Source organism: Streptomyces sp. HUAS TT11, from assembly GCF_051553595.1.
In the GTDB taxonomy this organism is placed as follows: Bacteria; Actinomycetota; Actinomycetes; order Streptomycetales; family Streptomycetaceae; genus Streptomyces.
The window spans coordinates 32018-46956 of sequence record NZ_CP196186.1; the positions used below are offsets into that span (position 1 = coordinate 32018).

Genomic DNA, 14939 nt, shown 5'->3' on the forward strand with positions numbered 1-14939 from the left:
GGTCCTCACCAAGGTCTGAGGTACCACGACCGCCGCGGCGGAAGCCATGTCGTCCAGCACAGGCCGACGCCTCGCCGAACCACCGACGTATCGCTTAGCGGGACCTGAGTCCGTCGACGAAGACGTCCAGCATGCGGTTTAGTTGGGGGCGCTGCTCGGGTGCGCCGGCTACGGAAAGCAAACCGGCGAGGATGCCGCCTACGTCGGTCGGGGCGATGTCGCTGCGCAGTTCTCCTGCTGTGGCGCCGGCCTTGAGCACCATCGCCAGGACCTGCTGGACCTCGTCACAGACCGGTCCGGTGCCGAAGCGGCCGGAAGCGCTCATGGCGACCAGGGCCTCGCAGATGCCGCGTCGTTCGCCGGCCCAGTCGGCGAATCGGAGCATCCACGCGTGGAGGGCCTGCGCGGGCGGCTCGGTAGCCAGCAGGGTGCGCGCGTCTTCGCGCAAGGGGCGGATCTGGTCCCGGTAGACCTCTTCGACCAGATCCTCTCGGGTGGGGAAGTGCCGGTACAGGGTGGCGTTCCCCACTCCCGCGCGCTTGGCGATCGCATCCAGCGAGATCGCGCGTCCGGATGCGAAGGCTTCGGCGGCCGTGGCGATCAGCTGCTCGCGGTTGCGCTGCGCGTCGGCGCGCAAGGTGCTGCGTGGAGGTGTCATGACCTTCGCGATCGTGAGTGTCGGATGAGGCTCGGGAGCGAATTGGGGATGTCCCCGGTTCAGTGTACGGTGAGACAATCGGGGAGTTCCCCGTTTGTGAAGTCGTCTCGCCCACTGCTTCAGCGACGAAAGGTTTGCCATGCCTACAGCGCTCATCACCGGGGGAACGACCGGGATCGGCAGAGCGACGGCCGAGCTGCTGCACGCCCGCGACTACCAGGTCGCGGTCACCGGACAGAATCCTGATTCCCTCGCACGGGCACGGTCCGAGCTCCCCGACGACGTGCTCGTCGTCCGATCCGATGCGCGGGTGCTCTCCGACACCGACGCTCTGATGTCAACGGTGTCGGCGCGGTTCGGGTCACTGGACCTGCTCTTCCTCAACGCCGGGATATTCCGCCCGGCACCGGTAGCCGATGTGACGGAGGAATCGTTCGACGAGCACGCCGACCTCAACTTCAAGGGCCAGTACTTCACCCTCCAAAAAGCCCTTCCCCTCATGAACGACGGCAGCTCGATCGTCCTGACCGTGGGCATCGGATCCCGTCGCGGCAGCCCTGGCGCCACAGTGGGGGCGGCGACACGCGGCGCGCTGCTGGCGATGGTGCCCTCGCTCGCGCTCGAACTGGCTCCGCGCAGGATTCGCGTCAACGCCGTGAGCCCGGGGGCCACCGACACCCCACTGCTCGACAAGCTGGGAGTGCCCCAGAGGGGCCGGGACGCCATGCGCGCGAAGATCCCCTTCGAGCGCTTCGGATCCAGCCGGGAGGTCGCGGAAGCAGTCGCCTTCCTCGCCTCGGACGCCGCCAGCTACATCACCGGCCAGGACGTCACCGTGGCCGGCGGCTACGGGCTCGGCGCCTGATGAGCATCCACGGGCCCACGACCGGCCCGCACGCAACACACGCCAGGAACCACACCTCACAGGAGAACACGATGGCGCTCACGCTCGACACCTACCGGCAGCTGGGACGTTCCGGCCTGCGGGTCTCACCACTCGCGCTCGGCGCGGCCACCTTCGGCAACGACTGGGGCTGGGGCGCGGAGCAGGACGAGGCGCGGAAACTGTTCGACCTCTACGTCGAGCGGGGTGGGAACTTCATCGACACCGCGGTCACCTACACCAACGGCACCTCCGAGCGCATGCTCGGCGAGTTCGCCCGTAACCGGCGCGACAGTCTGGTCCTGGCGACCAAGTACACGACGCTGCGCCGACCCGATGACCCCAACTCCGGTGGCGCCAGCCGAAAGAGCCTGTTCGGCGCGGTCGAAACCAGCCTGCGGCAGCTGAACACCGACTACATCGACCTGCTCTACCTGCACGTATGGGACTCCACCACTCCCGTGGAGGAGATCCTGCGCGGCCTGGACGACCTGGTGCGCCAGGGCAAGATCCTCTACGTCGCCATCTCCAACACCCCGGCCTGGCAGATCTCACGCATGCAGACGATCGCCGACCTGCGCGGCTGGTCGCCATTGACGGCGCTACAGCTGGAGTACAACCTGGTGGAACGCACCGGGGAGCGTGACCTTCTGCCGATGGCCCAGGAGCTGGGACTGGGAACCGTGCTGTGGTCCCCCTTGGCGGGTGGGATCCTCACCGGCAAGTACAGCCGCCAGGACTTGACTGCACCAACGTCCGACCAGAGTGAGAGCGCCCGCAAAAGCTTCAACCTGGCCCTGGGCGGAGTGACCGAGCGCAACCTCGCCATCGTGGACGTCGTCAAGGAGGTCGCGGCGGAACTGGGCCGGACCCCTGCACAGGTCGGACTGGCCTGGACCTTGCACAACCCAGGGGTGACCGCGCCCATCATCGGCGCGCGAACTGTCGAACAGCTGCAGGAGAACCTGGGAGCCCTCGAGGTCGACCTCACCCAGTCCCAGATGGCGCGCCTGGACGAGGTCAGCGCGATCGACCTCGGCTTCCCCCACGCCATGCTCGCCAGTGACCACATCCGCGTACAGACCCGCGGCGACCTGAAGGTCCAAGCCCGCCATTGACGGACGCGCACGGGGCGGCATCTCGCCGCCCTCGTGCGCGCGTCGACAATCAGCGCGCAGAGGTGGCCGCTTCCACGGCCGTCAGGAAGCCATCGGTCCCCGCTGGGGCTGAGGAGCGGCGGGGGCCGGGCCGCGCATCAGGCGCCGGTGGCGGCGAGATCACGCAGAGTGCTCGGGATGCCAGCCCGGTTCCTGCGCGCGGACCGACGGCTGGCGAGAGGCCGGCGCGGCGGCCGCGCCGCCGACGAAGGCGCGCCTGGACGGTCCGCGCCGGGCACGGTGCGACGCCGGTGCCGGGCCGGGGTCGTCCCGCCTGGATGGCTCCACGGGGGGCATGTTCACGGGGATCCCTCTCACTGAAAACGAGCACATGCTCTTAATGGGGTGCGGGGCGGCCTGGTCGAAACGGGCCTGCGGGAGGGGCGGCGTCAGCGCCCGGGGAAGCGCTGCTTGATCTCCTGGAGCACCCAGCCGTTGCCGTCCGGGTCGCTGAAGGTGGCGAACGAGCCGTAGGAGGCGCGGTCGGGGTGCGGGCCGGCGAGCCGCCCCTGCCCCTCCCGCCGGTGGGTGATCTCCCCGTCCTCATGGCCGTGGAACAGCAGCCCGCCGGTGTCGTGGAACACCTCGCTCACCTCGACGCCACGGGCGATCAGCTCCGCACGGGCCTCCTCGATGTCGAGGACGGCCAGATACAGGCCCTGGACGGAGCCCGGTTCGGCGGACGTCAGCCCCGTACCGAACATCACCGAGCACTCCGAGCCCGGCGGGGTGAGGTGCACCGCGCGCCACTCCGCATGGACGGCCTTGTCCAGGTCCAGACGGAATCCCGCCTCCTCGTAGAACGCCTTGGCCCGATCGACGTCAGACACGGGCAGCATGATCAGTTCCAACTTCATGTACATGGGGGGGTTCCTTCTTGATTGACGGCGGTGCGCTGCCGCACAGGCAGGTCACCGTTCCAGGGAGACGAGGACGGCGGGGCCGCACCGTGCGCACACGCCAGTGCCGGCCGGATCGCCGAGGGCTTCGAGCCGTGCTCCAGGAGCGGCTCAGCCCCTCTCCATGGTGAGGACCGTAAGCGATTAGCCACTAACCCACAATGTGGCCTGGCGTGATTCCGGGCTTTCGTGACGCAGCTCACCGGACCGGAAGGGGATGAAGGCCGTAGCGGTTTCACCCCTAACGGGAACCGACCTAGACTGACCACGAAAGGAGGCGCGTACGATGCCCGCATCCGCGACCGAGCGCAGTCCGCTGACCCAGCCGGCAGCCGCCGACACACTCCTGCGTTTCCTCAACACGCACGCCTCGGGACCCCGGCAGCTCCCCGAGCGCTTCGCGGACGCCCGCACCATGCACACATGGCTGCAGGAGCAGGGCCTGGTCACGGAGACCACCCACGTCACCGAAGCCGACGCGGCCAGAGCACGCGAACTGCGCGACGCCCTGATCACCGTGCTGCTGGCGCATGCAGGCGACAAGACCACCACGCCCGAGGCTCTCGCCCGGGCGGAGGAGCAGCTGCGCGGCATCTCGACCCGGCATCCCCTCACCACAGTCGTCACCGCCGCAGGAGCCAGCCTGGCCGGCACGCAGACCGGCATCCCCGGGCTGTTCGCGACCGTACTCGCGAGCGTCACCGAACTCGCCCACGCGGGCGTGTGGGACAGGCTACGGGCCTGCCGTCACGCACCTTGCCACTTCTGCTTCTTCGACCGGACGCGCAACAGTTCGGCGGGCTACTGCGGCCCGAAGTGCGCCTCCCGCGCGTCCATGCGGGCCTACCGGCAGCGCAGGAAGGAACAGGCCACCGCAACGGCAGGCTGACCCCGCAGCCTGTGCCGCACCGGCGGTGTCACGCCACGGCGGCACGGTCTAATCCCCCTGTGAGCCTTTCCGGGCAAGGCGACGGTCCGGCCAGCAGGGCGGAGGCAGCGACCCTGACGTCCTGACACCACGCACCGGTTCACCGCAGTTGCAGCAACTGCGGTTTTCTCAGCGCCGTGATCTTCGCCGGAGCAGGGAAAGGCTGGGCGGCTGGTTGTGCCTGACTGAGGGCAGGTCGATCACAGTGCGGCGCGGTACGCCTCCAGACGGTCGGCCAGTTCCTTCGGATGGCCGAGCATGGGGCAGTGGTCGCCTGGCATCTCGTCCGGCTGGAAGCCAAGCCGCTCGGCGACCATCCATCGCATGAACTCGGCAGGGAAGAAGCGGTCTTCGGACGACATCAGGAACCTGGTCGGCACCTTCGGCCACGTGGCCAGCGGCCATGGCCTCCCGAATGGGGCCGGCGCCTGATTCCGCTGGTGCTCCGCCATGAACTCGGCGGCCAGGGCGGCCGGGGTGTCATGCAGGACAAGGGAGAGTACGTCTTCTTCTGTGCCCTCCGCGACGCCCCTGCGGCGGTCGGATTCCTGCCGGGCCGCCCCGTAACCGGTGTTGTCCCACCACTGACCCGGTGACTCGCCCGGGGCCGGAACCTGGGCCTGCAGCATGACCAGCAGGTCCGCCGACACCCGGTCACACACCAGCGGGCCGGTAAAACCGCCGAACGAGTGGGCGACGACGACGAGTTCGGTCCGGTCGCCGATGGCCTCGACCACCGCGTCCGCGTACTCGGCGAGCCCGGCCGACTCCTCATCACATGGCAGGTCCGGTGCGACCACCTCGTGGCCCCGGTCACGCAACTCGTCAGCCAGCGGCCCCCAGTACCACGAATCAACAGCCGCGGCATGGATCAATACGTACGTCGCCATGGAACGGGACCCTCCACCGTCGGTTGCTCCCTGCATCGCGTGGGAGTCTACGTATCGTCTCTCCCCAGCCGTGGAGAGGATTGAAGCCTCCCCCGCCTGAAGGCCGGGGAGTCCCGAACCGGCCTTGCGGCCGGACGCCCCTCGCGGGGCGCCTTCGGGCGTGTGTGGGGATTCCAGGCTCAGGCAGCCTTCCGGGCCAGCGGCCCGGAAGGTCTTGCACCCTCAGCACCTGCCGGGCACCGAGGGCAAGCTCGCAGCAGCGGGCCGCACCGGACGGGGCACTGGGGGCCCGCCGGGCCGGGCCCCTGTCACAAACTGCTCCGCCGCTCGGTCATACCGGCGAACACCTACCTACCGGTGCCGGTGGGGGGAGTCAACGCCCTGTGCGCCCCACGCACGACAACACCCGAGAGGACTCCATTCATGAAGGCCGTAGTCATCGGCGGAACCGGGCTCATCGGCTCGAAGGTCGTCAGCAAGCTCAACGCGCACGGGCACGAGGCCGTCGCGGCCTCCCCCAACACCGGCGTGAACACCCTGACGGGTGAGGGCCTGGCCGAGGTCCTTCAGGGTGCGCAGGTCGTGATCGACGTCTCCAACTCCCCCTCGTGGGAGGACGACGCGGTGATGAACTTCTTCCGCACCTGCACCGGCAACCTTATGAAGGCGAACGCCGAGGCCGGCGTCACCCACCACGTCGCGCTCTCCATCGTCGGCACCGACCGGCTCCCGGACAACGGCTACTTCCGCGCCAAGCTGGCCCAGGAGGAGCTGATCAAGGCGTCGGGCATCCCCTACTCCATCGTCCACGCCACGCAGTTCTTCGAGTTCGTGAACGGCATCGCGGACGCCGGCACCGAGGGCGACACGGTGCGCATCGCGCCCGTCAAATTCCAGCCCATCTACTCCGACGACGTGGCCACGGCCGTCGCCCGCACCGCGGCCGGCGCGCCCCTCAACGGCGTGGTGGAGATCGCCGGCCCGGACCTGTTCCGCTTCGACGAGCTGGTCCGTGACGTGCTGACCTCCCAGAACGACCCCCGCAAGGTCGTCGCGGACCCGCACGCCCGGTACTACGGGTCCGAGCTGCAGGACGACTCCCTCGTCCCCGGCCCCGGCGCGCAGCTCGCCGCGACCCGCTTCGCCGACTGGTTCGCGCAGCAGCGGTGAGCCCCCGCGGGTGGTCCTGCCCGCCGGCAGGACCACCGCGGCCCCCGAGATCCACCCCGTACGAAGACTCGGCTCGCCGTACCCGGGAATCGCGCGGAAAGCACTGTCCCCGGCTCCCGCCCGCGGGCGGAAGTGACCGGTGCGTACGTCATCGATCCGGTCCGCAGCGCGGTCGGCTTCTGCGTCCGGCACGCCATGGTCACCAATGTGCGGGGCAGACTCTCCGCCTTCCAGGGGGCTTCCCGCGGCTCGGCGCCCACCGGCCGGCCCGTTCCAAGGCCCAGGTGAGCGTGCAGACCGGCAGCCTCGACCGGGGCGTTGCGGCGCGAGGCTCCCCCGTCGCCGGCCCGGCCTTCTGGACGCATCGGCTCGTCCCGGAGCGCCGGCCGGTCACTCCCTGATCCTGTGCGCGAGCCCGCGCATCCGGCCGGAGCGCGGCCTCCCGGCCTGGTCCTCTACGGCCACAACAGGTGGCGCTCCCACGCGCTGTGGCGGTCGGGGCGTTCGTAGCGCAGCCTGTTGTGGAGGCGGCCCTTGTCCGCCTGCCAGAACTCGATTCGGGCCGGGACGAGTGTGCAGAGCGTCCACTCCTGGCTGACCAGCGCCGGCTCCGCCTCGATCCGTGCCAGTGCCGCGTTGAAGGCCCGGTCGCGGTCTTCGAGGTCTTCCAGGTGTTCGCTCTGGCGGCCCAGCAGTACCTCGGCGCGGGCCGAGGGCGCACGGGCCAGGAGATCGGCAGCGCTCTGTTCGGGGGATGCGGGCTCGACGACGCCCCGGATTCTGACCTGTCGTCCGTGCAGGGGCCAGTAGAAGGTGAGTGCCGCGTACGGCCGGTGGGCCAGTTGGCGCCCCTTGGGGCTGGCGGCGTGCACGGCGAACTGCCAGCCGTCGCCGTCCACGTTCTTGAGGATGAGCACTCGCGCGTCCGGGCCGCCGTCCTCTGCGAGGGTCGAAAGGGTCATGGCGTGCGCGTCGGGCACGCCCGCCGCGACGGCCTCCCTCAGCCAGCTCAGGAACAGGTCGACCGGCTCGGCCGGGGCGCCGGCCGGGTCGAAGTCCGCCAGCGGTCCCGCGAACACTTCGAGGCCCCGCAGCCACTCCCGCACGCTCGCAGGCCTTTCGGTGCCGCCCCCGGCCTCCGCCGTGCCGCGGCGCTCTTCGGGATCCGGGACGTCCAAAGTGCCGGGTGCCCTGTCCGTGCGACCCAGGTACACCCACGCATGCTTTCCCGAACGCAGGGTCACTGCGACGCGGGCGTAGTCGTCGACCTCGTAGGCGTCGGCCGCGGCCAGTTCGGTGTCGCTGACGGCGAAGACCTGCCCCTCGACGGCGTCCTCCGGCTCGGCGGCGACGAGCAGCGGATGACGGTCGGTGCCGCCGGCCCGGATCACGGCGGGATCGCTGATCCGGATGGTCGTGGTGCGGTGGCCGGGCAAGGCGTCCGGGGTGCCGTCCAGGAGGCGGCCGAACCGGGAGAGCTGTACCTCGGGCGATTGCAGGGTGCCGTAGGAGAACAGGAGGTGGACGGTCTGAGGGGATGCGGTCGGATCACTCACGGGTGGGCGGTCTCCTTCACGGGGTGCCTCTTTCACCAGGCTTCGTCGGGGATGGGCGGGCTGAGCGGTGCCGTCACGCGGTCCGGGCGCATTCCGCCGCCAGGCGAAGGCTCTCGGTGAGCGTGTGCGGGACGTCGAGGACCGGGAACAGCGTGTGCCGTACGGTGCGTTGGGCGTCGACCACGAGGATCAGGCGTTTGGGCCGCAGCCGGCCCGCGCTGCGGAAGGTCGGCAGGCGCAGGGCGGCGGCCAGTCGGTGGTCGGCGTCGGACAGGAGCGGGAAGGGAAGCTGCTCCGTCCGGGCGAACTCCGTCTGTTCGTGGACGGGTTGGGTGCTGATCGCGCGTACGTCCACGCCTGCCTGCCGGAAGTCGGGCCAGGCATCCCGGAAGAGCCGCATCTGCAGGGTGCAGCCGGCGGCGCCGGGGATCTGCTCGTCCCGCTCGATGTCGGTCCCGGGGTAGGTGAACAGTACGGTTGCGGCTGCGTCCGACGGGATGACGGGCAGGTCCTCGCCGTGGGTGCCGGGCAGTTCGAGGCCGTCGGGAATACGGGTGCCGACGAGGTCGCGCACCCGTACGTGTTCGGCGCCGTCCTCGCCGGCCGTCGCGGTGAGGCTGCCGTCGCCCAGCACCCACCGATCGCCCCAGTCCTGCATCGCGACCAGCACCGGCAGCAGGGCGAGGCCGGCATCGGTGAACAGGTACTCATAACGCACCGGGCGCCGCTGATACAGGCAGCGGCGCAGGACGCCCTGGGCGACCAGTCGCCCGAGCCGCTCGGTGAGCACCTTGCGGGACAGGCCGATCTCGGCGGCCAGAGCGTCGAAGCGGACATGCCCGCGGGCGACTTCCCGCAGCACCAGCACGTTCCACCAGTCCCCGAGCACCAGAGCGGCCTGGGCGACACCGCAGGTCTCGTCGGCGTTGTGCATCCTCATGCACCCATAGTAGGTTCCCTTTCGACACTCACTTTGTTTCTTGACGGAACTTACAGCCCGCCGGCGAGCGGGCCCAGCGTGAGGAGCTGCACCGTGACCGCCATCAGCCGGGTCGTCGCACGCGAGATCATCGACAGCCGTGGCAATCCGACCGTCGAGGTCGACGTAGAACTCAAGGACGGCTCCCTCGGCCGCGCGGCCGTCCCGTCCGGAGCCTCCACCGGTGCCAGGGAGGCGGTGGAACTCCGCGACGGCGACCCCGCCCGTTTCCACGGCAAGGGCGTACAGCGGGCCGTGGACGCCGTGAACGAGCACATCGCGGACGCCGTGACCGGACTCGAGGCCGAGGACCAGGCGGCCGTCGACCGAACCATGATCGAACTGGACGGCACCGACACCAAGTCACGACTCGGCGCCAACGCCCTGCTCGGTGTCTCCCTGGCCACCGCCAAGGCCGCCGCGGCCGCCCACCGGCTGCCGCTGTACCGCTACGTCGGCGGCGTGGACGCCCGCCTGCTGCCGGTGCCCATGATGAACATCGTCAACGGCGGCGCCCACGCCGACAATCCGCTCGACTTCCAGGAGTTCATGATCGCCCCGGTCGGCGCCGGCAGCTTCGCCGAGGCCGTCCGCATGGGCTCGGAGGTCTTCCACACCCTGCGCAGCGATCTGCTCGCCTCGGGCCACAGCGTCAACGTCGGCGATGAGGGCGGTTTCGCTCCCGACCTGCGCACCGCCGAGGAAGCACTCGACTTCGTCCAACGCGCCATCGAGCAGGCCGGCTACAAGGCCGGCACCGACATCACCCTCGCCATGGACCCGGCCGCTTCGGAGTTCTTCCACGACGGCGTCTACGACTACACCGGTGAGGGCGTCCGGCGCACCCCCGCCGAACACGCCGACCACCTCGCCGCCCTCGTCGACCGCTACCCCGTCGCATCCATCGAGGACCCGATGGCCGAGGACGACCACGACGGCTGGCGGACGCTGACCGCCCGGCTCGGCGAGCGGTGCCAACTCACCGGCGACGACGTCTTCTGCACCAACGACACGCTCCTGCGCGCTGGCATCTGCGACGGCATCGCCAACTCGATCCTGGTGAAGGTCAACCAGATCGGGACCCTCACCGAGACCCTGGCCACCGTCGCCACCGCGCACCGCGCCGGGTACACCGTCGTCATGTCCCACCGCTCCGGTGAGACCGAGGACACCACCATCGCCGACCTCGCCGTCGCCACCGGATGCGGCCAGATCAAGACCGGCTCGCTCTCCCGCTCCGACCGCACCGCCAAATACAACCAGCTCATGCGGATCGAGGCGGAGCTGGGGCACCAGGCCCGCTACGCAGGCAGCGAGGCCCTCCGGCTGCGTCACTGACCGCGCCACGCGGGTGGACGACCACACAGGCGACTTCCAGCGCAACCGCAGATGTGCTGAGGGATCGCGTCGCCGGGCCTCGTGGCCGCGCCGTGGCCACGGGCGGTGCGGTTCTTCTACGCCGAACGCCATGTCCTGGGCGGCCCTCCCAGCCGTGCGGCCACGACGGCTCCTGCATGCTCTCGTGCCGTGCCGGCCCCTTCCGGGGGCGCCCTGCTGCCATCGCGGCGGTTGTCGGGTCACGGTTGCTGTCAGCAGGAAAGCGCACCCTGGAGGGCGCCGGTCAGGATGTGCCGGCTCGAGCTGCCGTGCTCGTCTCATTCCGCGTCTGCGGTGACCTCACGCAGGACGGCGGCCACACCGTACACACGCCCGCGGTCATCGTGCAGGAGCGTGGCGTGGAATTCGACTGACAGGCGCGTTCCGTCCTTGCGTACGGCTGGTGCGGCCGCGAGTTTGCCCGGCTCGGCCATCACGCCTCGGGAGATGGCATGCCTGTATCCGTCCCAGTGGGCTGTGCGGAGCTCCTGAGCAACGATCAGGTCCACCGATCGGCCCACGGCTTCCGCGGCGGAGTATCCGAACATCCGGGCTGCGCTCGGGTTCCATGCCCGGATGACGCCGCTGCGGTCCGCGACCACCACGGCTTCCACTGCCTCTCGTAGGACATCCTGCGCGTAGGAGGCCGGGCACCCGCCCAAGGGCTCGGTGGTGGCGTCAGCCGTCGCCGGCGCAGTGGGGCGGGCGGGTGGGACGTCGGTCATGGCTGTTCTCCTTCATCACAGGGTCGGCCCCGCGCGGGCAGTGCGGTGCGGCCCTGCAGGGCAGTCGCCCCGAGCGGGCCGGCAGCAACAGCGTTCGCGGCGGTGAATCAGGGACCTGCCCGGTCGCCCGGCCCGCGGCCCTTCCTGCGAGCGCCGCTCAGGCTCGATCCGGCCGACTTGTGCCGTTCGTGCCGGCCAGGCCGCGGGGCCGGGCGACTCGTCCCCCAGAGTCCAGCACCGCCTTGCACACGGCTTGCACGCTGCAGACCACGGCCGGCTCCGCGAGGGGCGCCGTGATGCAAACCCGGTGCAAAGGCGGCGGGGATGCTGCAGTCCGGGGTCATTTGGGCATGACCGGTGTCAGGCGTCGCCTGCAATACCGGACGGGCCGAAGTGATGTGCGCCCGCCTTCACGGCGCAAGAGGCCGCCCCGTTCAAGGTTTGATCAGTCACGTCACTGCGGCTGCTGCCGGATTGGGTTCATGCCGGAACCCGCCACCTTGGTCCGCACAGCTGCGAGGAGTTCGAGATGCGCAAGCTTGCGTCATTGTCCATGGCCACCGCCCTCGTTGCCGCGGCCGGTGCGACGGTCTTCGCCGCACCGGCCGCCGGGGCGGCGACCACGCCGCGCGGGACCATACTCGCCGACGGCTCTGCAGGGGCGAACCCGCAGGCCTCGCAGGCCACGGTGAAGCTCGTTCAGGGCTTCTACGCCGCCTTCGCCAAGGGCGACATTCCCGGCGCGCAGAAGTTCGTCACCGACGACTTCATCATGCACGTGCCGGGGAAGGGCCTCAACGCCGGGGAGTACTGGGGCAAGGAGGGTCTTCGCGAGTTCATGAGCCATATCCTCGGCTACAACGGCGGCACCTTCGAACTGAAGGTCCCGCACTTCGCAGTGAACGGCGACACCGCCTTCACCCGCGAGATCGTGACGCTCAACCGCAAGAAGGACCCCGCGAAGATCTGGACGCTGCGCTTCACCATGCAGTACAAGATCAAGGACGGCCGGGTCTCGGAGGCATGGACCATGCCCGAGGAACAAGACGTCTACGACGCTTACTGGACGCCGTCGCTCGACACGCCCCGCGGCACACGGGCCCCTTCCCAGCCCGCACCCTCCCTGCCCGACGGCGCGCACGCCGTCTCCGCCAGGAACACGGGCTTCCTGAGCACCTTCTACAACACGTTTTGGAGCGGAGACCTCGAGGGGATCCACCGCATGGTCTCGGACAGCGTCGAAGTCCGCATCCCTGGGCACTCCGACATCTCCGGCGTGTACAAGGGATGGGACGGCTTCCTCAAGTTCCGTGAGCGGGTGATGGCCACCGTCGGCAGCCGGTACAAGCTGGACGTGGCCGCGATGGCGGGCGACAGCGCGGGCGGCTTCGCGCGCGAGTTCATCCGGATGAACCGCCCCTGGGATCCGGAGGTCAAGTCGGTGGACGTGACCATGTACTACACCATCCGCCACGGAAAGATCGTGAAGATGGAGGACATCCCGGTGGACACCGACGCCTGGCAGAACTTCTTCACAAACCCACACAAAGCGAAGTAACCGTTCCTACGGACCGAGCATGAGGTGCACAGGCTCGGCCGGACGCTCCGAACGGCGTTGAGTGTCCTGGTCTGCTTGTGCGAGCCGCGCCCCGACGTGTAGCCGCGACGGGGCGCGGCAGCTGTGCGCATGTCCGGCCGCCACGTGCTACATGAACCCGCCACCAGGCTGTGGGTCACACGACGGGCATGCCGCAGCAGACGGTGCAACAAGGCGGCCGCGGAGTTTTTCAACTCCGCGGCCGGTCCAGTGGGTTGCTGGATCGATGCGCACCGGTTGGGCAACGTGCGGGAACAAGTCCCCGGGGTCGGGCGTGCCGTGGACGGCGGCGGTGGCGCTGGAGAGGCGGCCTGTGCAGCGTTTGCAGTCCACGGATTGGCGGCCGGGCTGCTCGAGGTCCTCCGACCGGATCGCGGCCGTCTTCCTGCCGAGCCGAACGGCGACCTGGATCCGCGGGCACAGCGGCTCAGGAGGCCGGCCCGGTCGTTTGCGGCTTGGGCCCGCCCACCTGCGATGAGGTGTCCGGGGTCCGGGGCGCAGCTGCGCGGCATCGTGATCGGCCGGCGCTCCCCGCTCGCCCCGACCCGTGTCGTGTCGTGTCGTGTCGTGTACGAGACGGTGTGGCAGAAGAGCGTCCCGTGCACGGCGCGTCGTGTGCAACGGCTCTGCGCCGTGCACGGTTCTTTGTCCGCGGGACTGCTACTTCGCCGTGGTGGCAGGACGCAGCAGCGTTTTCAGTGCCTTGTCCGTGACCGTCTTCAGCTTCTGGGAGTCGACCAAGGCATTGAGGGACAGGGTGACTTGGCGGGTGTTGTCGGCCGTGGTGAAGCTGTAGGTGCTGTATCCCGGGGCGCTGCCGATGTGGCCGTAGGCCGTGCCGTAGGAGGGGTCGGTCAGGCGGCTGAGGCCGAGCCCGTAGTCGGTCGCACCGTTTTGCAGCGGATGCGCGTCCTGCATCTGGCGCAGCAGGGCCGGCGGCAGCAGCTTTCCGCCGATCAGTGCGCTGAAGAAGCGGTTGAGGTCATGGGTGGTGGAGATGAGGGAGCCGGCCGTTGATGCCCAGGTCATGCTCTCTTGGGTGATGTCGGTGTACGGGGAGCCCGGGCCGTTCATGCGCAGGTAGCCGTGGGCGTGCGGGCCCGGGATGCGGACGGAGCTGTCCGGGAAGGACGTGTGGTGCAGTCCGAGGGGTTTGATGAGACGGTCGGTGATCTCCTGCTCGGCGCTCTTGCCAGTGACTTTCTCGATCAGCATGCCGAGCACGATGTAGTTGGTGTTGGAGTAGTGGCCGGAGGTGCCCGGGGCGAAGTAGGGGGTGTGCCGGAAGGCTTCGTCGAGCAGTTCCTGCGGCGCCCAGTGGCGAAAGCGATTGCGGTAGAGCTCCGAAAGGCCGCCGTGCCACAGCGAGTCGGTGTAGTCGTACAGTCCGCTGCGGTGGCTGAGCAACTGCCGGACAGTGATGTGCTTCCCGTTCGGCACCAAGCGCGGGAGGTAGCGCTCGATGGGTGCATCAAGGCGCACCTTCTTCTCTGCCACGAGCTGCAGCACGGTGGTGGCAACAAATGTTTTGGTGTTGCTTCCTGCGCGGAAGCGGCCGTTGGCCGGGGGCAGTCGGGGGTGGTGCAGGTCGGCTCTGCCGCTGGTGCCGGTCCATGTGCCGCGGGCGTCGTGTACTTCGGCGATGACTCCCGGCACGCCCGCGGTGACGAGGTCGTCCAGGGCCTTGCGCCACGCGGTGTGATCGGCTGCGCCGGGTCGATGAGCGCCGGCACTGTGCGTGGTGGCGGCCGCAGGAGGGGCCGAGTCGGCGAAGGCGGGAACGGTCGCGGGGATCGCCAGGGCACCTGACAGTACGGTGGCGGCGAGCAGGGGAAGACGCATGAAGAAACCTCTCGCGTACAGGGGTTGTCCGGTTCACGGTTCACACGCGCCGCCGCGCCCGCCGTTTGGGCGGGAGACCGGATGATCAGCCTGTCTTCCGCCCGGGCGGCGGGCGCCGTCAACGGGGAAGCGGCGCACCATCCAGCCTCGATGGCGCGTGCCGTGGTCGCCTCAGCCGCGTGGCCGAGGTTGCGTCTCCCCCCAACAGGTGAGCGTCCCGCGGTGGTGGTTCTCGCGGCGGATTCGCCGCGCGTGGGCAGGGGCGTCGGCCGGGCCGC

The 14939-nt window shown here is 69.6% G+C and carries 13 protein-coding genes; 6 read left to right on the top strand and 7 right to left on the bottom strand.

Annotated elements, in window-relative coordinates; genetic code table 11:
- Positions 1-94: 94 nt before the first annotated feature.
- The gene (locus ACSHXN_RS46115) at positions 95-658 is read right to left on the bottom strand and encodes a TetR/AcrR family transcriptional regulator (protein WP_355141327.1); all 564 of its coding nucleotides are present in this window, start codon (positions 656-658) and stop codon (positions 95-97) included.
- 139 nt (positions 659-797) lie between these two features.
- On the opposite strand from ACSHXN_RS46115, the gene ACSHXN_RS46120 reads away from it, so the two are divergent.
- Both ACSHXN_RS46120 and ACSHXN_RS46125 read left to right on the top strand, forming a co-directional pair.
- Positions 798-1523: an SDR family oxidoreductase gene (locus tag ACSHXN_RS46120; RefSeq protein WP_438306930.1), complete on the top strand. Its 726-nt coding sequence runs from the start codon at positions 798-800 to the stop codon at positions 1521-1523.
- Between the two features lie 71 nt (positions 1524-1594).
- A complete protein-coding gene (locus ACSHXN_RS46125; RefSeq protein WP_355141330.1) occupies positions 1595-2659 on the top strand; it encodes an aldo/keto reductase in 1065 nt (354 codons plus the stop codon).
- Between the two features lie 428 nt (positions 2660-3087).
- On the opposite strand, the gene ACSHXN_RS46130 is transcribed toward ACSHXN_RS46125, so the two are convergent.
- Positions 3088-3561, bottom strand: coding sequence for a VOC family protein (locus ACSHXN_RS46130; RefSeq protein ID WP_438306931.1), 474 nt, complete (start codon positions 3559-3561; stop codon positions 3088-3090).
- A gap of 322 nt (positions 3562-3883) precedes the next feature.
- Between ACSHXN_RS46130 and ACSHXN_RS46135 the strand changes: the two genes are divergently transcribed.
- Positions 3884-4486, top strand: coding sequence for a CGNR zinc finger domain-containing protein (locus tag ACSHXN_RS46135; RefSeq protein WP_355141336.1), 603 nt, complete (start codon positions 3884-3886; stop codon positions 4484-4486).
- A 239-nt stretch (positions 4487-4725) separates the two neighbouring features.
- On the opposite strand, the gene ACSHXN_RS46140 is transcribed toward ACSHXN_RS46135, so the two are convergent.
- Positions 4726-5415: an alpha/beta fold hydrolase gene (locus tag ACSHXN_RS46140; RefSeq protein WP_355141338.1), complete on the bottom strand. Its 690-nt coding sequence runs from the start codon at positions 5413-5415 to the stop codon at positions 4726-4728.
- Between the two features lie 423 nt (positions 5416-5838).
- Between ACSHXN_RS46140 and ACSHXN_RS46145 the strand changes: the two genes are divergently transcribed.
- Positions 5839-6585 carry an SDR family oxidoreductase gene (locus ACSHXN_RS46145; protein ID WP_438306932.1) on the top strand — a complete coding sequence of 249 codons (747 nt, stop codon included), beginning with the start codon at positions 5839-5841 and terminating at the stop codon, positions 6583-6585.
- A gap of 455 nt (positions 6586-7040) precedes the next feature.
- Here ACSHXN_RS46145 and ACSHXN_RS46150 read toward each other — a convergent pair whose 3' ends face one another.
- Positions 7041-8141, bottom strand: coding sequence for a pyridoxal 5'-phosphate synthase (locus tag ACSHXN_RS46150; protein WP_438306933.1), 1101 nt, complete (start codon positions 8139-8141; stop codon positions 7041-7043).
- A 73-nt stretch (positions 8142-8214) separates the two neighbouring features.
- On the bottom strand, positions 8215-9081 hold the full coding sequence (locus ACSHXN_RS46155; RefSeq protein WP_438306934.1) for a winged helix-turn-helix transcriptional regulator: 867 nt from the start codon (positions 9079-9081) through the stop codon (positions 8215-8217).
- Between the two features lie 93 nt (positions 9082-9174).
- On the opposite strand from ACSHXN_RS46155, the gene eno reads away from it, so the two are divergent.
- Positions 9175-10458, top strand: coding sequence for a phosphopyruvate hydratase (gene eno, locus ACSHXN_RS46160; RefSeq protein WP_438306935.1), 1284 nt, complete (start codon positions 9175-9177; stop codon positions 10456-10458).
- Positions 10459-10775: 317 nt separating this feature from the next.
- Here the strand turns inward: eno and ACSHXN_RS46165 are convergent, their stop codons facing one another.
- Positions 10776-11222, bottom strand: coding sequence for a PAS domain-containing protein (locus ACSHXN_RS46165; protein WP_438306936.1), 447 nt, complete (start codon positions 11220-11222; stop codon positions 10776-10778).
- Between the two features lie 529 nt (positions 11223-11751).
- On the opposite strand from ACSHXN_RS46165, the gene ACSHXN_RS46170 reads away from it, so the two are divergent.
- A complete protein-coding gene (locus tag ACSHXN_RS46170; protein ID WP_438306937.1) occupies positions 11752-12780 on the top strand; it encodes a nuclear transport factor 2 family protein in 1029 nt (342 codons plus the stop codon).
- 699 nt (positions 12781-13479) lie between these two features.
- Here the strand turns inward: ACSHXN_RS46170 and ACSHXN_RS46175 are convergent.
- On the bottom strand, positions 13480-14661 hold the full coding sequence (locus ACSHXN_RS46175; protein ID WP_438306938.1) for a serine hydrolase domain-containing protein: 1182 nt from the start codon (positions 14659-14661) through the stop codon (positions 13480-13482).
- Between the last annotated feature and the right edge of the window lie 278 nt (positions 14662-14939).